The organism is Paenibacillus phyllosphaerae (assembly GCF_014192105.1).
GTDB lineage: Bacteria > Bacillota > Bacilli > Paenibacillales > Paenibacillaceae > Paenibacillus_Z > Paenibacillus_Z phyllosphaerae.
Map to the genome: position 1 here is coordinate 394,886 of NZ_JACHXK010000004.1, position 16,894 is coordinate 411,779.

Below are 16,894 nucleotides of genomic sequence, written 5' to 3' on the forward strand. Positions count from 1 at the left end.
TTGCAAAACGTATAATCAACTTTAATCGTTTACTCGCGAAATCGACATTCGAAAGGAGCTGTACGCTATGCATTTCACCTTTACCCCTGCTGCAATCGATCGACTGACACCGGAGCTTGAAGGGACAGGCAAGGAGCTGAGACTGCTCTATGATACGGAAGGATGCGGATGCGTGATGAACGGAGTACCGACGCTTCAGCTGATTGATACCTCTTTCTTCGGGGATAAGCAAGGGACGGGCGACCCTTACGCCGTCTGGTATGAGCCGAATTACGAAGTGTTTTTCGAAGATTACCTGAAGATCGATTTCAACGCGGCCCGCAACGCCTTCATCCTTAAGAGCGACAACCAGACCTATACGACGAATCTGCGGCTGCTGAAATAACGCCCGCGCAAGGGCAGCTTGACCGATAGAGATAAACAAGAATGGGGAGAGAGTAGTCATGAGCAGATTGGAGCATATTCTAGCCTTCAATGAGGAATTCGTAGAGAATCGTCAGTACGAGCAATATATGACGACCAAATTCCCGGATAAGAAATTAACCGTCGTCACCTGTATGGATGCCCGCTTGACTGAACTGCTGCCCAAAGCGCTGAACCTTCGCAACGGCGACGCCAAAATCATTAAGAATGCCGGCGCGATCGTGACGCAGCCATTCGGCAATATTATGCGCAGTATCCTCGTTGCCGTCTATGAACTTGGCGCGGAAGAGGTCTTGATCGTCGGCCATTACGAATGCGGCATGACGGGGTTGAACTCGCAGAAGGTAATCAGCAAAATGAAAGAACGCGGCGTCGAGCAAGAAACGATCAACACGCTGGTCCATTCCGGCATTAGCTTGAACCGTTGGCTCACCGGCTTTGATAATGTCAAAGAAAGCGTCGAGAACAGCGTGAGCATCGTCCGCAACCACCCGTTGCTGCCAGCCGGCACGCCTGTCCATGGCCTCATCATTCATCCGGAATCCGGCAAGTTGGATCTCATCGTGAACGGTTACGAACATTTGCAACAATCCTAGCTTATATGACAAGAGCTTTCCTCCTAAGATCAGATCTTGGAGAAAAGCTCTTTTTGTTGCGTTACTTGCGATCCGGCAGTGATTACTTGCGCCCTTTGGCCTCCACCGCCGCCTGCCTTGCGGCAATAACGTCGCTGCGGTCGCGCAGTCGATGCCGCTCGGTCAGTGCTTGGTCAGCGCGGCTCGGCAATCCCCACGGATATCCTTCTTCCGCCGCCTTGGCCTTACAAGCCCACAGCAGCTGTACATCCTTAATAGGAAGATTCAGGTCCGTGAACGGAAGCTCCTGTTCCACAGCCTGGATCCTTTCGTCAAGCGCAGCTTGCGTCGCTATTCCGTCTAGCCCAAGCGTTTCCAACTGTTCTATGGTAAGACGCATACGTGCTTGCCGGAACATCTTCACGGCGCCTGAATGATTGCCTCTCCGATGGTGATAACTGCCGACCGCAACCTGGATCAAACCGACCCACTGTTGAGCGAAAGGGTCGTCAGGCTGGCTCTTCCAATATTCCTCGAGCAGTTCATGGCATTCAAAATAATCTCTCGTAGCGTGGAATTCAACGAGATATAACCTATAAGCCTCGGGATAGCCCGCTTCGCGCCCGTCTATTCGCATAGAGACTCCTCCACCCTCGCATGTCTACTTCCGACAGTTCCGCATGAAAAATGAAACCTTTGATTATATTAGACGTAATTGTACGGTAAGGCAATGAAAACATCAGATTGATCTACTGGAGGAGAAGTACAGATGAAAAAAGGGTTGTTGCTCATGATGGCGTTCACACTGATCTTCGCTATATTTGCCACTACGGCAGACGCGAAGCCAAGAGGCGCGATCAAATCACCGAAGCAAAGTTACACGCAAACGCCAAAGAAATCGACCGATAACGTACAACAAAGCAACACCGGCACCAAAGCAGGCACAACGTCTACCGCTGCTACCACAAAAAGAGGATTTTTCAGCGGCGGCGGCTTAATGAAGGGTCTAATGATCGGCGGTATCGCAGGTCTCCTGTTCGGCAGCATGTTCGCGGGCATGGGTTTCCTGGGCAACATTATCGGATTAATGCTTAACGTATTCGCAATCGTCATCTTGATCATGGCGATCCGCGGTATCTATATGTACTTCAAGAATCGCCGCAAGCCACAATTCCCGAATGACCGCGGACGTTACTAATGGTTCGTATCTATACCGATGAGATCATCAATGCGGTCTGCAAGAACATTGCCGATCGCAAAGGCGTATCCCCTTCCGAGGTTGAAGCACAGCTCGCTTGGGACGAACAGTACGGCTTTACCGCGGAAGTATGGGTGCAAGGCCGGAGCCAGTACCTGGTTGAAGCTAATCTGCTCGAAGCCATCGAACAATATATGTACACCCAATATAACCGCCGCGTCTTCCGTTCCCAGATTACGTTGGACGCTGACGAAGAGTTCTGGGCAGATATTGCAGACTAATGCGGATTCAAGAAAGACCGAAGCCATGTGGCGCTTCGGTCTTTTTTCTATGCTGCGAACATACACGCTTATACTAGTAAAATTCGGTAATTCGCTAGATTCCGCAACCTCTTCTCTTAACTTGCGTCTATTAGGAGGCATGAACATGAGAGGAGACGATACATCGGATGAAAAACAAGTGGAGCGTCATACTCGCAGCAGCTCTGGCTTTGCAAACGACTGTAACAGCAACCGCCTCTGCGGGGAGCGCAATTATAGATAAATCATCGCAGTACCGCGTCTATCAGAACGATAAGGCAATTAAAGAGTTTACGACCGAAGGGCAAGCGATTGCCTACGCTAAGAACTTCTCCTACGCTCACGTAGAGAAAATAACGAACCGCGTTTGGACATGGGACAATCTGCCGAAATACAAAGTCTATTCGAACGGCATTTCGTCGGCTAGCAAAGATTTTCAAACGCTAGCCCAAGCGCAGGCCTATGCCAAGACGCTTAAGTTCGCTCAAATTCGCGATCTGCAGCAATCCGGCTGGGTATATGCGACATATGCCAAATACCAGCTATACCAAGGCGACAAGACCAATGCGAATTGGAGTTTCGCTTCGCTAGCCCAAGCGAAAGCCGTTGCCAAGTATTACGGCAATATGCATGTGATCGATCTGACGACGAATCAGTGGGTATGGGATAACCTGACTGCCGCTCAGAAAACATCGCAACGTGCGGGGGCAAAATCATATACGATTACTGTTGCCGGAGAAGCGGCATCTAATACGCATTACAGCTACTTGCAGGATGCCATTGCCGCGGCAGCCAAAATTAGCGGCAGCTCCGTCGTTAATGTAGCTACCGGCGTAACGGTGCATCAGAACGTCGCACCTTTCACCGTGACGCAGAACGGACGCAGCGTCAAATCGTTCTTCAACCTGGAGAATGCGATCTATTATGCAAGAAGCTTGGCTGGTTCCGCGATCGTGAAGGATGGCAAGGAGTGGTGGACCAACACCCCTTACTTGAAAGTCGTGCGGGACGACCAGACGCTTGGCACGTTCCATACACGTCAAGCGGCGGTTTATTTTGCGAGCAATCTGCAAGATTCCGTCGTTATGACAAGCGACGGCCGGGCAATCTGGAACAATCTCAGCAAGATGACGTATTACGGCTGGAACGGAACTTCAAATACGAATACCGTCTTATCGCAGGTCGCCAATACGCAAGGTCTTGATACGACCTCGCCGACCTGGTTCGTCCTGACGAATGCGGACGGCAGCATCTCGGACAACTCCGATCCTGCGGTTGTAACGCAAATGAAGGCGTCGGGCATTGCCGTCGAGCCGCTCGTGCACAACCAGTTCGACAATGATCTCACACGCGCATTCTTGAAAAACCCGGCGGCGCAAACGAAATTCATCAATACATTGGTCAATCGTCTCGTCGAGCTCGGTGTTCCTAGTATGAACCTTGACTTCGAAGGTTTATACGGAGGCGATCGTGCCTTGTACACGGAGTTCGTGCGTGATCTGACAGAAGCCCTTCATAAGAAAGGACTGCAAATCTCGGTCGACCTCCCTCGCGGGGATGTCGCTTGGAACGCTCAGACCGCTTACGACCAAGCCGCGCTAGGCCAAATCGTAGATAAAGTGATGATCATGGCCTATGACGAACATTGGAGCGGCAGCACGGAGCCGGGATCGGTGGGCGGTCTTGCTTGGATCGAGGAAGGCGTTCAGCAATACTTGTCGTACGGAATTCCTCGCAGCAAGCTTGTGCTAGGCATTCCATTCTATGTCCGTCAATGGCAGCTGGATGGCTCAGGCAAGCTTGTAGGTAACAAGGCCATCTACATGAAAGAAGTGCCCTCTCTTATCGCGCAAAACAATGCAAAGGGCGTGCTCGATGCGGAATCCGGCCAAATGAAATACACGTATACGAAAGACGGCTATACGTACGTCTTCTGGGCTGAGACGGCAAGCACGGTTAAGGCTCGCGTCGCCATCGCCAAGAAGTATGACTTGGCTGGCGTCGCGGCATGGCGCCTCGGTTATGAGAGCGAAGATCTGTGGACGATGCTTCTGCAAACCAAATAACATATAGGAGAGCAGAAGGCGCTAAGGCATGATTGCCCAGCGCCTTCTGTTTGTTGTCCTTCCTCTTCTGTTTACCCCTGCTTGCCATCAATCGCAAGCAGCAATACCGCTGCAGCAAGCCCTAATCGACGATCGAGCTGTCGATCCCGATTAATCAAGAAGTCGACGTTCAACTTACTGACGAACGGGTTGAAGTTCTGATAGAACACAGCTGATTGAACACCGCCGAGCGTGACGTTGAATTTTTGCGGGATCAGATTGGTGAGGAATCTTCGGAGCAACGCCATTAATGCGCTATCCTCTTTGATCAACCCGATCTCGGTTTCGTCCTTGTCCTGAATGATCCACTCGTCTTTGAGGATGGATTTCATCCCTTTGCGCCGCAAGGAGCCGATATGTTCGCCTGTAACTGCGTCCACGACATCGTACGTTGCGGAGAAATCTATGACGCTGCGTGCTTGGATGGTGATGAGCTCCTCCTGCATCGACTCATCGCTGTAAAGTCGAATGTCCTCCTTGAGCTTAAAAGCTTTCATCTGGGAGAACATCACTAGCTGTTCTTGATTATCGTAGATATGAAACTTCGCGCCGACAAGCGAAAGGACTTTTTTGCGTACTAAGAATTGCGTGTGACTGAATTTGTCATTCATGAAGTTACCCTCGATTCCTTATGTTGTTAACTGTTAGAATTCGATAGGAAATTCGGAAACCCTTCCTTCATTTGACAGTCCCTTCGTAATTCATGTCTTCGTCCGTTAAGTCCTAACCGTTGAAACTACATGAAACAAAAACAAAAACAAAAACCGTGAAGCCACAAGGCTTTACGGTTTTGACGTGAAACTTATCAAGTTGAACTTACATCTCACTCATGCCAAGGTTAAATTGCCATTCGATGCCGAACTTGTCCCGAACGCTGCCGTAGTACGGAGCCCAGAATGTTTCTTGCAGCTCCATGATCACCGTACCGCCTTCTTTAAGCTTCTCATAGGCCGAGACCAGCTCTTCCTTGCTATCCGTGACAAGCGCTAAGCTGATGTTGTTACCTTCCGTGAAAGGCATGCCTGGGAATACGTCGGAGAACATCACATTGCTGCCGCTAATCTTGAGGCGAGTGTGCATGATCCAATTTTTCGCTTCATCTGGTACCGGATGCTCCGGACTTGCCGGGATTTCGCCGAAAGTCATAAATTTCGGTTGTTCGGTACCGAAAGCCTCCGCGTAAAATTCCACCGCTTCCCTACAGTTTCCTTTGAAATTCAGATAAGCATCAACAGCCATCGTTATCGCTCCCCTTCAATTGTGGTTGCTCCAAAGATCTATCATGCATGTCCCATTCCTTATTATGCATGCTGCTTATCCGATAAGCAAGCACTGACAATTCCCCCTCAAATTGGCACAGAAAGTTAAGGAAATCAGACACATATTCAGGGTATAATAAGGCATACTCGGGTAAGGAGGGCAACGAACATACAATGAACAACCTGGCGGACCTTAATCACGAAATTGAGCGGCTGCGACTGTTGTTGAACGGTTATATGAGCGAGTCGTCCTTAACCCATCCCCGGATCCTTGAGCTAAGCCAAAAGTTGGATAAGTTGATCGTGAAGCACTACCGGCTAGCATCCCAACTGAAAAGTTCTCCAACTTGAATCCTCTGATTGTCAGAGGATTTTTTGTTACCCTTTTTACAACAAAAGGCCTCCCGGCATGTGCCGGGAGGCCTTGAACATTCCTTTATTAGCCTACCTTGTTGTACGTCATAATCCAGACCGAACCGATGACGATCGTCAGTACGAGCAGAACGCCGAGCAACAGGGACATCAGGTTGTAACGAGGTTTGCTTTCTTCCTTCAAATGCATGAAGAAGACGAGCTGAACCACAAATTGCAGGAATGCGGTCACAAGCAAGACGACTTTCGCAGCCGTACCTTCCACGATATCGTTCAGAACGAGAACAAGCGGGATAATCGTCAGAACAATCGATAGCACGAAGCCGATTACGTAAGATTTCAGCGAGCCATGTCCGCCGTCGTGAGCGCCATGTGCGTCTGCATGATTTTGCTGGCTTGCCATCTTACATCACCCCCATCATGTATACGATCGTGAAGACGAAAATCCAAACAACATCAAGAAAGTGCCAGTACAAGCTGATTACGTTCACTTTACGCATCGTAACAGGCGTGATGCCATGGCGCTTCAACTGGAAGATAAGTCCGATCATCCAGCACAGACCAAGCGATACGTGAAGTCCGTGTGTGCCTACGAGCGTAAAGAAGCTGGACAGGAACGCGCTCGTGCTGATTGTTGCGCCTTCGTGAACCATCTTAAGGAACTCATCCACTTCCAAGTAGATAAAGGAAGCGCCGAGCAGTACGGTCACGGCTAGCCACGTAATCAAACCTTTAAGGTTCTTCTTGTGCATGGCAAGTACAGCCAGACCACTGGTGAAGCTACTTGTCAATAGAATGAACGTCTCTGCAATAACGCCTGGCATCTCGAACAGCTCTTCTGCTGTCGGGCCGCCGTTGGTGTTGCCGTGCAGGACTAGATAACACGCGAATAACGATGCGAACAGGATACAGTCCGTCATCAGGAACAGCCAGAAGCCGAACGTCTTCAGCGATTCGTGCTCATGCTCATGGTGTTCATCATGACCGTGGTGACCGGCGGAATGTCCGCCGTGTCCCACTTCTGTATGTGCCGCCTCACGCGGCGAAAGTCTCATCTTACGTTCTTGCACTTAGTTCGTCCCCCTTAATGCGGCTTCCGTTCGCTTCACTTCATCGACCGGAATGTAGTAATCCGTGTCATAAGAGAACGAACGTACAAGCATGCAAATGAGTACGCCGATCATGCCCGGTATTGCGAAGAACAGCCAGTCGAATACAAAACCGAAACCAGCTACAAACCAGCAAAGCGATTTAATAAACGGAATCGCAGAGTTTTTCGGCATGTGAATTGGCTCAATCGGCTGAGGCGTCTTCAAGGAAGGCAGGCCTTGCTGCTTCCGTTGCTTATCTTCCCACCAGTCGTCCTGATCTTTAACCTGCGGCAATGTCGCAAAGTTATAGAGCGGTGCTGGGGACGGAATCGACCATTCGAGCGTACGGCCATTCCATGGGTCTCCTGTCGTATCGCGTTCCATGAACTTGATGCTGTGCGCGATCTGCCATACTTGGAACAAGAAACCGATACCCATCAAGAAACCGCCGATCGTCGATACAAGGTTAAGCGGTCCCCAGCCCATATCCCAGCTGTACTCGCTCACGCGGCGAGTCATGCCGTCGAGGCCAAGGAAATATTGCGGCATGAAACATACATAGAAACCGATATTCCACAGCCAGAACGCCCATTTTCCGAGTTTTTCGTTCAGCTTGAAGCCGAACATTTTTGGCCACCAGTAGCTGAGGCCTGCGAAGTAACCGAACGCTACACCACCGATGAGTACCTGGTGGAAGTGGGCAATAAGGAAGTAGCTGTTATGGAACTGGAAGTCTGCAGGTGCAACGGACAGCAATACGCCCGTCATACCACCGATTACGAAACATGGGATGAACGCCAGCGTCCATAACATTGGTGTTGTGAACGTAATCCGGCCGCGGAACATCGTAAACAGCCAGTTGAAAATTTTTACGCCTGTCGGTATCGCGATTAACATCGTCGTAATGGCGAAGAATGCGTTGACGTCTGCACCCGATCCCATCGTGAAGAAGTGATGGAGCCAAGTGAAGAAGGACAGAACGCTGATAATCATCATGGCGAATACCATCGATTTGTAGCCGAACAATTTCTTCTTCGAGAAGGTCGCTACGACCTCAGAGAAGATACCGAAGGCCGGTAAGACAACGATATAGACCTCTGGGTGACCCCACATCCAGATCAGGTTGACATACATCATCGGATTGCCGCCGCCATCGAGCGTGAAGAAATGCGCGCCCAGGTAACGATCGAGGAACAGCAATGCAAGTGTTACGGTCAAGATTGGGAAAGCGAAGATAATCGTCACGCAGCTGGACAGAACCGACCAACTGAACATTGGCATTTGCATCAGCTTCATGCCAGGAGCACGCATCTTCAGAATCGTAACAATAAAGTTAATCCCTGTCGCCAAGGAGCCGATACCGGATATCTGTATACCCCATATATAGAAGTCTTGTCCGACACCCGGACTATGGGAGAGTTCTGACAACGGTGCATAAGACAGCCAGCCCGCATCCGGCGAACCGCCGATAACGAACGACATATTGAAGAGCATTGCACCGAAGAAGAACATCCAGAAACTTAAGGAGTTCAGGAACGGATACGCGACGTCACGCGCGCCAATCTGCAGCGGCACGACGATATTGAATAAACCGAACATGAGCGGCATCGCCATGAACAAGATCATGATTACGCCATGCGTCGTAAAGATCTGATTATAGTGCTCCGCCTCAAGGAATTGAATATCCGGTAATGCGATTTGGGTCCGCATCAGTAGCGCATCGACGCCGCCACGGAATAGCATCAGGATCGAAGCGATGATGTACATAATGCCGACGCGTTTGTGGTCAACAGTCGTGAGCCATTCACGCCATAGCCAACCCCACTTCTTGAAGTAAGTCAACACCGTGATGATCGCGATCATCGCAAGTCCGATACTCACATCAGCGCCATAGATGAGCGGGTCGCCGGTAACAAAGAACTCGGAAGCAAATTCCTTTATATTGTCTAGCATGCGGTCTCTCCTCTCTTCGAATTATTGGTGATCCGCATGATTCTCATGGTTCGTCTCGTTCGTTTCCATGTCCATGCTCATCTTGTTTTGATCAACCTGTTGCTGTGCTTCTGCGGATTCTCCTTCTTTTTCTTCTTCCTCTCCACCATGATGGTGGCCTGAAGAACCCGGTGTTACGTATTTCATAACGATGCTGTCGAATAGACCTTCAGGGAAGGCTGAGTAGGAAACCTCGCCAACCGTGCTTTGCTCAGAAAGCTTGTTATAGCCGTCTTGCGTAAGGATTTCGGAAGTTCCTTTCACTTCTTGTACCCAGCTTTCGAATTCCTCGTCGGATATAGCCGTAGCGTCGAAACGCATTTTGCCGAAATGTTCACCCGAGAAGTTCGCGCCAGCGCCATAATAAACGCCTGGTTCGTCCGCTTGCAGATACAATGTCATCGCCATGCCGGACATCGTATAGATCTGCCCGCCGAGTTCCGGAATCCAGAAGGAGTTCATCGGAGCATCCGAAGTCAGTTTGAACTTAATCGGACGGTCTTCAGGGAATTTCAAGTAGTTCACCGTTGCAATGCCCTGTTCCGGATACGTAAACAGCCACTTCCAGTCCAATGAAGTAACCTCGATCGTGAGCGGTTCTTTCTCGGACTCGATTGCTTTGGACGGCTCAAGATCATACGTGTACTTGACCGTGACCACTGCCAATACAGCAATGATTATGATCGGAATCCCCCACCAGATTACCTCAAGCTTAGTACTGTGTTCCCATTTCGGAGCATAGCCGGCTTTATTATCCGGTTTGTCCCGATAGCGCCACACGATGATAACCGTCAGGATCAACACCGGTACGATGATAATCGCACAAAGCAGAGTCGAAATGTAAATCAAATCTTTCTGCGATTCGCCGATCGGTCCCTTCGGGTCGAGCACCATTGGGTTACAGCCCGACAGCAGAACCATCGTCAACACCAGCATGAGAGCTGCCGTGATGCGCTTCAATGTGCTTGGCTTCTTCAACTTTCTCATCTCCTTACGGCCTTTCAATGTTGGGACGAACTTTGTGAAATTTGTCTCATGGCAATACCATAACAGATGCGCGAGCACTTTTCCTTATCGTTAACAAATGCGTCAACGAAAATTAGAATTTCTGTAATATTTCTTTCACCATTTCGACGCAAATTCAAAAACTTCCCGAAAAAATGCAAAAAACCCTCCTGTGTGAACAGGAGGGTTCAACCATATATGGATTTTGACTGGAATCTTCAATTATTGACGTTTTTCATGCTCCATTTTACGATTCTCGACCATATTGATCGCCGTACCGATCGTGTAGATAAAGACGCTGCCCACCAGGAAGCCGATGCCGACCATAAGTGTCAGGTTCTTATCGCTAAAGTGACCAATATTGATAAGACACATGATTACGCCGACGGCCAAGCAGAACCATGCCATTATATTCATTGCCGAGAACAAACGCTTCACTTCACGACCTTGTTCGTTATTCATTCCTACTGTTGTCTTAGCTGCCATACTTATCACCCCGTCTTAAAAGTAACCGCTCTCTTACTCGTATTATACCTCATTTTTTCGATTTGTGTTCAAATATTTTTCACATTTTGATCGAAATTCAGACAAATTTTCGTGTAGACGCGTCTTGACCGCCTGATTAGTTCCTTATTACCCACTTCCTTGCAAGTATAAAAGGTATTTCGCGAATTCGCCGCATGAAGCGCTCATACATTGGAGTTGACGGTTTCTTGCCTATGACGTTCGGCTATAAGGAGGCACGCCATGCTAGAGCAGTTAAATCAAGGTATAACCCAACTGATCGATCAGTTGGTTCGTGCCCAGCATTCGGATGGCACATGGCAATACCGATTCGTTGAGAGCGGCATGATGACCGATTGCCATTTCATAATCGTGCTTCGACTGCTGCGGATCGAGAATCGCGAGGATGAAATCAGGCAGCTCGCCGCTCGGATCGCAGGCAGGCAGCTCGAAGACGGCAGCTGGCGGGTATATCCGGACGAGCAAGAGCCCAATCTGTCCGCGACGGTTGAATGCTTCTTGGCCTTGCAATATGCCAACCGCGGCGAGCAAACGGACTCGTCGCAGATGAATAAAGCCAAACAGCTGATTCTCCAGTTAGGCGGGTTGAAGCGGGTAACGAATGTGATGACTAAATTCTTATTGGCCATGACCGGTTATCGCCCATGGCCGTCTTTTTTCCCGGTTCCGTTAGCCTTGCTGTTATTGCCCGCCTCTTCACCGCTCCATTTCTTCCATTTCTCCGGATACGCCCGCGTTCATATGGCCCCCATGCTTGTCCTTGGTGAGCGCAAACCGCATTTTCAAACGCCAGATATCCCCTTCTTGAAAGAACTCGCGGTTCCTGCCTTCTCGCTAACGGGAGAATCTTATGAGAACGAAGACTGGTCCTCCCACCTTCAACGCGGAGCAGGCAGTCAACTGCATAAGTGGGCGCAATCGTTAATGAATGCCCCTGGGCAGTTAAAAAAATTAGCGCTCCAGAAAGCCGAGGCGTACATGCGCGACCGGATCGAAGCCGACGGTACTTTATACAGCTATGCGAGCTCGACGATTCTCATGTTGGCGGCTTTCAGCGCACTCGGCTACGAAAGGGACGAACCGATTATTCAAAAAGGGATTGAAGGACTTGCGGGCTTTCTCTTTCCTGACGGCGACGGGATGCACTTGCAGACGACAACCTCGACAGTATGGGATACTGCGCTGATCAGTCACGCCCTTACGCAGGCTGGCCTACCTGGTACACATGACGCGATTACGAAGGCGGGGCGTTATCTGTTATCGAGGCAGCACGACAGGCTGGGGGACTGGAAGCTAGAGGTGGAGAATCCCGCTCCTGGCGGATGGGGCTTTTCCGATATCAACACGATCAATCCAGACGTAGATGATACGACCGCAGCACTGCGTGCGCTTGCACCTCTTCTTCATAAGATGCCGGATGCCGGTGAAGCGGTCGATCGCGGTCTCAACTGGTTATTATCGATGCAGAATGAGGACGGCGGCTGGGGAGCGTTTGAGCGCAATAACAATCACCCGCTGATCAAATGGATTCCGTTGCAAGGCGTAGAAGCGGCCGCCACCGATCCTTCCTCAGCCGATTTGACCGGGCGTGCCCTCGAATATTTGGGACAGACGATCGGATTATCGAACCGTCACCCTTTCGTCAGAAAAGCCGTGCGTTGGCTGTACGAGGATCAGACCGCTGATGGATCTTGGTACGGCCGCTGGGGCGTTTGTTATATCTACGGAACATGGGGCGCCATTACGGGACTGGCAGCGGTTGGCGAGACGCTCCGCGATCCTCGCTTGCGCAAAGCTTGCGATTGGCTGCTCTCCATTCAGAATGCCGATGGCGGCTTTGGCGAGTCGTGTGAAAGCGATGTTGTCAGGCGTTATGTCCCGCTAGGCACCTCCACGCTCGTACAGACCGCTTGGGCGCTCGATGCCCTCGTTTCCGTTCACCAGAAGCCAACGGAGCCGATCCAACATGCGACGCGCTATTTGCTCCAGCATCTCGCAACCGGTTCGGGACAGCCTCGTTATCCGACAGGAGCAGCCCTGCCCGGCCATGTTTATTCCTGCTATGAAAGTTACCCGAAAATATGGCCGTTACTCGCTCTCTCCCGCTGCCGAAACAAATTCACAGAAATTTTTTCCACTTTTTTCGAGAAATCATGAATAATTGATTTCCAGTCGCGACAAATTAATCCAGGTAGAAAACAATTCCATCTAGGAGGAAATAAAACCATGTATAGCCAAACAAACCTGTCGCAACAAATCCAGCACGTCGAGCAAGTCGTTCATCAGCTCATCAATCAAACTCAGCAAGCATCTGCTGTCTACCAACAACTACTGCAACAAGAGCTGCAAAACGCACAACAACTGGAGCAAATGGCTCGCCGCGAGCAACAAGCTGCACAAATCATTCAAAATGCGCTGCATGGCCATGAAGTAGCTATCCAACAAATGCAACAAGTTACGCTGCTGTGCAAACAACTCGAGCAACGCGTACAAATCGAGCAAACCCCTTACTTGCTGGCTCAACAAAATGCAGCAGCCTTCGCTCCACAAGCTGCCTTCCAACAACAGCAACAGCATGCTTACCAATAAAGCAAGATCTAAGGTGAAACGGCTGACGCCGTCTTTAATGGCGGCGCTAGTTTCATTACGCTTGTATTCCACGAAGAACCAACGTCACGTTGCCTAACCGGCATGGACGTTGGTTTTTTACTTGTACACATAAAAAAACCGACCCGCAAGTTTCCACTTGTACGAGTCGGCAATCGCCACTTATTTCAGACCGCTTGTACTGATCCCTTCAACGATATGCTTCTGGAAGGCGAAGAATACGGCCACGACCGGTACCAAACTAACGATCGACATCGCGAACATCGCGCCCCAATTGGACAGTGTATCCGCATCGAGATACATCTTCAGCGCCATGGAGACCGGATACATGCTCGGCTTGTTCAAGTACAGAACCGGATTGATCAGATCCTCCCAACGCCAGTAGAACGAGAAGATCGCGGCAGTCGCGAGTGCAGGAGCGATCAGCGGCAGAATAATGCGGTAGAACAACCTGAACTTGCCGCAGCCGTCAATCGTGGCCGCTTCGTCGAGCTCCTGCGGGATGGTTCGGATGAACTGAATCATCAGGAAGATAAAGAACGGAGCGCCGAAATATGCCGGAATAACGATCGGTTTAATCGAGTTTAGCCACCCAATCTTCGAGAACATGATGTACTGCGGTACGAGCGTAACGTCATGAGGCAGCATGAGGGTGACCATCATGACGCCGAACCAGAAGGTGCTTCCGAAAAACTTCAGGCGGGCAAATCCGAACGCAATCAGAGCAGATGAAGCGACGGCACCGATTGTAGCGAGCACCACGAGCACAAGCGAGTTCTTAATGAAGACGCCGAAGCTATGGCCGCCAATGCCTTCCCACCCTTGCGAATAGTTCGTCCAGATCCAATCTGTTGGAATAAGCGAGCCCGCCGTCTGGAAAATCTGCTCACTCGGCTTGAACGAACTCATCAGCAGCCAGATGACCGGATAGATCATCAGAAGCGCTCCTCCGGCGGCGATGATATGATACAGGGACCATTTAATTGGTTTGCTTCGCATCGTCTTAGTCCCCTTTCGACTCGTAATGAACCCAGAATTTCGAAGTTGCGAACAAGATTGCGGTGAAGATTGATACGATAATGAGCATCATCCAAGCCATCGCGGAGGCATATCCCATATCAAAGTAAACGAAACCTTGACGGAACAGATAGAGGGAGTATAACAGCGTGCCGTCGAGCGGTCCGCCTTCGCCTTTAGAAATGATGTAGGCTGGCGTAAACGTCATGAATGCGCCGATCGTCTGAAGAATCGTGTTGAACAGGATGATCGGTGTCAGCATTGGCAGCGTGATGCCGAAGAATCGGCGTACGGGTCCTGCGCCATCAACGTTAGCAGCCTCGTACAGTTCGTTCGGGATATTTTTAAGACCGGCCAGGAAGATCAGCATGGAAGAACCGAACTGCCAGACCGACAGCGATATGAGCATCCAGAGTGCCGCGAACGGCTCGGCGAACCAGCGAATGCTGTCGAGACCCAAGGTATTCAACAGCAAGTTGATGATACCTTCATCGCCATAAATATTACGCCACATGATGGAGACCGCGACACTGCCGCCGATAATGGAAGGCAGGTAGTAAACCGTGCGATATATACCAACCGCCTTGGATGCTGTATTGAGCAGCATGGCGATTAGGAGTGCGAATGCCAATCGGAGAGGAACGCCCAGGAATACATAGATCAGCGTAACCTTCAGCGATTGCCAGTATTTGCTATCTTGGAAGAACATCTCTTTATAGTTGTCAAGTCCGATCCATCTAGGAGTCGTGAACAAATCATAGCTCGTAAACGATAAATATAACGAAGCGCCTGCCGGGATCAATATAAACGCCAGAAATCCAATTACAAACGGACTAATGAATGCGTAGCCGGTCAGATGGTTTTTCCAAGCCGCTCTCATACCCTTCCACTCCTACAATCCAGATTCTGACCTTATCTAGTCATCTTTGATCTTTAAGTTGTATACTTGCATACATCATAATCAAGCGAGATGCCATGGATAGAGTCGGTGACCGGCCGTGTGCGACCGGCCACCGGGTTTAGCGTTTGTGATGACGTTTTGTTATTGTTTGTTCTTGGCGAGAATTGCGTTCGCTTCCTTGCGGAACTGCTTCGCTGCATCTTCAGCCGACAGCTTCTGGAAGTCCATTTGTTCAGCTAAGCCTGCGAACAGCTTGATGATCTCCGCAGTACCTACTGGGTCTGGCGGATCCATCGGGCTGCTGTTCTCTTGCGCCCATGTTACGTAATCGAAGACTTGTACTTGAGCCGGGTCGAGCGTCGATTTGATACCTTCCGCAACTTGCGTGTTGACCGGTACGCCGCGGTCGCCTTTGATCAGCTTGTTCGCTTCTACGTTGTTCACCCAGAAGTCGATGAACTTAGCAGCTTCTTCTTTGTTCTCGGAGTTCTTCGAGATTGAGAAGTACATCGAAGGCTTCAGGTAGAGACCCTCGTTACGTCCCGGTCCAGGCATATGCGCCATCTCAAGCGAACGGTTCGCAACTTGTTGAATGGCAACGAATTGGTTCGTCCACTGCCAGATACCGACTTGCTTGTTCTTCACGAGCATGTCATCTTCGAGACCTTTAATTTGCGCCTTCACGTCTGGCGGCGGTGTATCGCCTTCCTTGACGAGATTGGCCAGCGGCTTGAAGAAGTCGACGAACATTTGATCGTCTTCATAGCCGAGCGCGGTACCATCAGCGTTATACAGATGTGCGCCTTTCGAGCGCAGGTAGTAGCCGAAGAATACTTCCGGGCGCATACCGCCGTCAAAGTATAGGCCTGCTTCCTTCGCTTTGCTCGCCAGCGCGAAGTAATCTTCCCACGTCCAGTCATCGCTTGGCTTATCGACGCCGAGCTTCTTGAGCAGCTCAGGGTCATATTGGAAGTTCATCGTGTTAACGCCGATGTTGAAGCCGTAGATCTTGTCGCCGAGTTTACCGCCGGAAATGGAGTTTTCCGAGATATTCGACGTATCAATGCCATTATTCAAGTATGGCGTCAAATCTTCAAGTTGGCCTTTCTGACCGTATTGCGCAAGGTACGAGATGTCCATTTGCACGATGTCAGGAAGCTCGTTGGCAGCCGCTTGCGGTGCAAGCTTCTTCCAGTAATCGTCGAAGTTCGCATATTCCGATTCGATCTTAACGTTCGGATGCTCCTTCTCATACATCTCGATAACTTTCAGCGTATAATCATGACGCGGCTGCGAGCCCCACCATGCCATCCGCAGTGTAACCGGTTTGGCATCTTCTTCTTTTACATTCGTGCCTGCATTTGTTTGGGTGTTCGTACTGCCTTCTCCGCTGTTAGAAGATTCTGAGCTGTTGTTGTTGCCTCCGCATGCCGCTAATGAAAATGTCAGCGACATTGCTAGCAGTAGGCTCGCCATTTTCTTCATTTTACGATCCCCTTCCTTGCGACCTGTTTATGATAGCCCT

At 50.2% G+C, this 16,894-nt stretch carries 19 protein-coding genes; 8 read left to right on the forward strand and 11 right to left on the reverse strand.

The features are described from left to right. Positions 1 to 67 precede the first annotated feature (67 nt). Both FHS18_RS12035 and FHS18_RS12040 read left to right on the forward strand, forming a co-directional pair. The gene (locus tag FHS18_RS12035) at positions 68 to 385 is read left to right on the forward strand and encodes an iron-sulfur cluster biosynthesis family protein (RefSeq protein WP_183600285.1); all 318 of its coding nucleotides are present in this window, start codon (positions 68 to 70) and stop codon (positions 383 to 385) included. Between the two features lie 58 nt (positions 386 to 443). Next, on the forward strand, positions 444 to 1,019 hold the full coding sequence (locus FHS18_RS12040) for a beta-class carbonic anhydrase (RefSeq protein ID WP_183600286.1): 576 nt from the start codon (positions 444 to 446) through the stop codon (positions 1,017 to 1,019). 82 nt (positions 1,020 to 1,101) lie between these two features. Here the strand turns inward: FHS18_RS12040 and FHS18_RS12045 are convergent, their stop codons facing one another. Further along, positions 1,102 to 1,635 (reverse strand): DUF309 domain-containing protein, encoded by a 534-nt coding sequence (locus tag FHS18_RS12045; protein ID WP_183600287.1) that lies wholly within the window; start codon positions 1,633 to 1,635, stop codon positions 1,102 to 1,104. A 132-nt stretch (positions 1,636 to 1,767) separates the two neighbouring features. Here FHS18_RS12045 and FHS18_RS12050 point away from each other — a divergent pair, with 132 nt between their 5' ends. The 3 genes from FHS18_RS12050 to FHS18_RS12060 all read left to right on the forward strand — a co-directional run bounded on the left by FHS18_RS12050 (position 1,768) and on the right by FHS18_RS12060 (position 4,561). Next, positions 1,768 to 2,196 carry a hypothetical protein gene (locus tag FHS18_RS12050; protein WP_183600288.1) on the forward strand — a complete coding sequence of 143 codons (429 nt, stop codon included), beginning with the start codon at positions 1,768 to 1,770 and terminating at the stop codon, positions 2,194 to 2,196. Further along, positions 2,196 to 2,477: a YxcD family protein gene (locus FHS18_RS12055; RefSeq protein WP_183600289.1), complete on the forward strand. Its 282-nt coding sequence runs from the start codon at positions 2,196 to 2,198 to the stop codon at positions 2,475 to 2,477. The genes FHS18_RS12050 and FHS18_RS12055 overlap by 1 nt, the downstream gene beginning before the upstream one ends. A 167-nt stretch (positions 2,478 to 2,644) precedes the next feature. After that, positions 2,645 to 4,561 carry a glycosyl hydrolase family 18 protein gene (locus FHS18_RS12060; RefSeq protein ID WP_183600290.1) on the forward strand — a complete coding sequence of 639 codons (1,917 nt, stop codon included), beginning with the start codon at positions 2,645 to 2,647 and terminating at the stop codon, positions 4,559 to 4,561. 71 nt (positions 4,562 to 4,632) lie between these two features. Here the strand turns inward: FHS18_RS12060 and FHS18_RS12065 are convergent, their stop codons facing one another. Both FHS18_RS12065 and FHS18_RS12070 read right to left on the reverse strand, forming a co-directional pair. Beyond that, positions 4,633 to 5,211, reverse strand: a complete 579-nt coding sequence (locus FHS18_RS12065; protein ID WP_183600291.1) for an LURP-one-related family protein — start codon at positions 5,209 to 5,211, stop codon at positions 4,633 to 4,635. Positions 5,212 to 5,416: 205 nt separating this feature from the next. Continuing rightward, positions 5,417 to 5,839 (reverse strand): VOC family protein, encoded by a 423-nt coding sequence (locus FHS18_RS12070; RefSeq protein WP_183600292.1) that lies wholly within the window; start codon positions 5,837 to 5,839, stop codon positions 5,417 to 5,419. 194 nt (positions 5,840 to 6,033) lie between these two features. Here FHS18_RS12070 and FHS18_RS35375 point away from each other — a divergent pair, with 194 nt between their 5' ends. Continuing rightward, on the forward strand, positions 6,034 to 6,210 hold the full coding sequence (locus FHS18_RS35375; protein ID WP_183600293.1) for a Spo0E family sporulation regulatory protein-aspartic acid phosphatase: 177 nt from the start codon (positions 6,034 to 6,036) through the stop codon (positions 6,208 to 6,210). Between the two features lie 88 nt (positions 6,211 to 6,298). On the opposite strand, the gene cyoD is transcribed toward FHS18_RS35375, so the two are convergent. From cyoD to FHS18_RS12100, 5 genes are all read right to left on the reverse strand, one after another. Beyond that, positions 6,299 to 6,634 (reverse strand): cytochrome o ubiquinol oxidase subunit IV, encoded by a 336-nt coding sequence (cyoD, locus tag FHS18_RS12080; RefSeq protein ID WP_183600294.1) that lies wholly within the window; start codon positions 6,632 to 6,634, stop codon positions 6,299 to 6,301. A 1-nt stretch (position 6,635) separates the two neighbouring features. After that, complete coding sequence (cyoC, locus tag FHS18_RS12085; protein ID WP_183600399.1) at positions 6,636 to 7,286, reverse strand: cytochrome o ubiquinol oxidase subunit III; 651 nt, start codon at positions 7,284 to 7,286, stop codon at positions 6,636 to 6,638. Between the two features lie 15 nt (positions 7,287 to 7,301). After that, complete coding sequence (locus FHS18_RS12090) at positions 7,302 to 9,275, reverse strand: cbb3-type cytochrome c oxidase subunit I (protein ID WP_183600295.1); 1,974 nt, start codon at positions 9,273 to 9,275, stop codon at positions 7,302 to 7,304. A 21-nt stretch (positions 9,276 to 9,296) separates the two neighbouring features. Beyond that, positions 9,297 to 10,301, reverse strand: coding sequence for a ubiquinol oxidase subunit II (gene cyoA, locus FHS18_RS12095; RefSeq protein ID WP_183600296.1), 1,005 nt, complete (start codon positions 10,299 to 10,301; stop codon positions 9,297 to 9,299). A 240-nt stretch (positions 10,302 to 10,541) separates the two neighbouring features. Continuing rightward, positions 10,542 to 10,805 (reverse strand): hypothetical protein, encoded by a 264-nt coding sequence (locus tag FHS18_RS12100; protein ID WP_183600297.1) that lies wholly within the window; start codon positions 10,803 to 10,805, stop codon positions 10,542 to 10,544. Positions 10,806 to 11,066: 261 nt separating this feature from the next. Here FHS18_RS12100 and FHS18_RS12105 point away from each other — a divergent pair, with 261 nt between their 5' ends. After that, a complete protein-coding gene (locus FHS18_RS12105) occupies positions 11,067 to 13,001 on the forward strand; it encodes a terpene cyclase/mutase family protein (protein WP_183600298.1) in 1,935 nt (644 codons plus the stop codon). Positions 13,002 to 13,070: 69 nt separating this feature from the next. Then, positions 13,071 to 13,433 carry a hypothetical protein gene (locus tag FHS18_RS12110; RefSeq protein ID WP_183600299.1) on the forward strand — a complete coding sequence of 121 codons (363 nt, stop codon included), beginning with the start codon at positions 13,071 to 13,073 and terminating at the stop codon, positions 13,431 to 13,433. 180 nt (positions 13,434 to 13,613) lie between these two features. Here the strand turns inward: FHS18_RS12110 and FHS18_RS12115 are convergent, their stop codons facing one another. The 3 genes from FHS18_RS12115 to FHS18_RS12125 all read right to left on the reverse strand — a co-directional run bounded on the left by FHS18_RS12115 (position 13,614) and on the right by FHS18_RS12125 (position 16,854). Next, positions 13,614 to 14,450, reverse strand: a complete 837-nt coding sequence (locus tag FHS18_RS12115; protein WP_183600300.1) for a carbohydrate ABC transporter permease — start codon at positions 14,448 to 14,450, stop codon at positions 13,614 to 13,616. Positions 14,451 to 14,454: 4 nt separating this feature from the next. Next, positions 14,455 to 15,348 carry a carbohydrate ABC transporter permease gene (locus tag FHS18_RS12120; RefSeq protein ID WP_183600301.1) on the reverse strand — a complete coding sequence of 298 codons (894 nt, stop codon included), beginning with the start codon at positions 15,346 to 15,348 and terminating at the stop codon, positions 14,455 to 14,457. 162 nt (positions 15,349 to 15,510) lie between these two features. Further along, a complete protein-coding gene (locus FHS18_RS12125; RefSeq protein ID WP_183600302.1) occupies positions 15,511 to 16,854 on the reverse strand; it encodes an ABC transporter substrate-binding protein in 1,344 nt (447 codons plus the stop codon). Between the last annotated feature and the right edge of the window lie 40 nt (positions 16,855 to 16,894).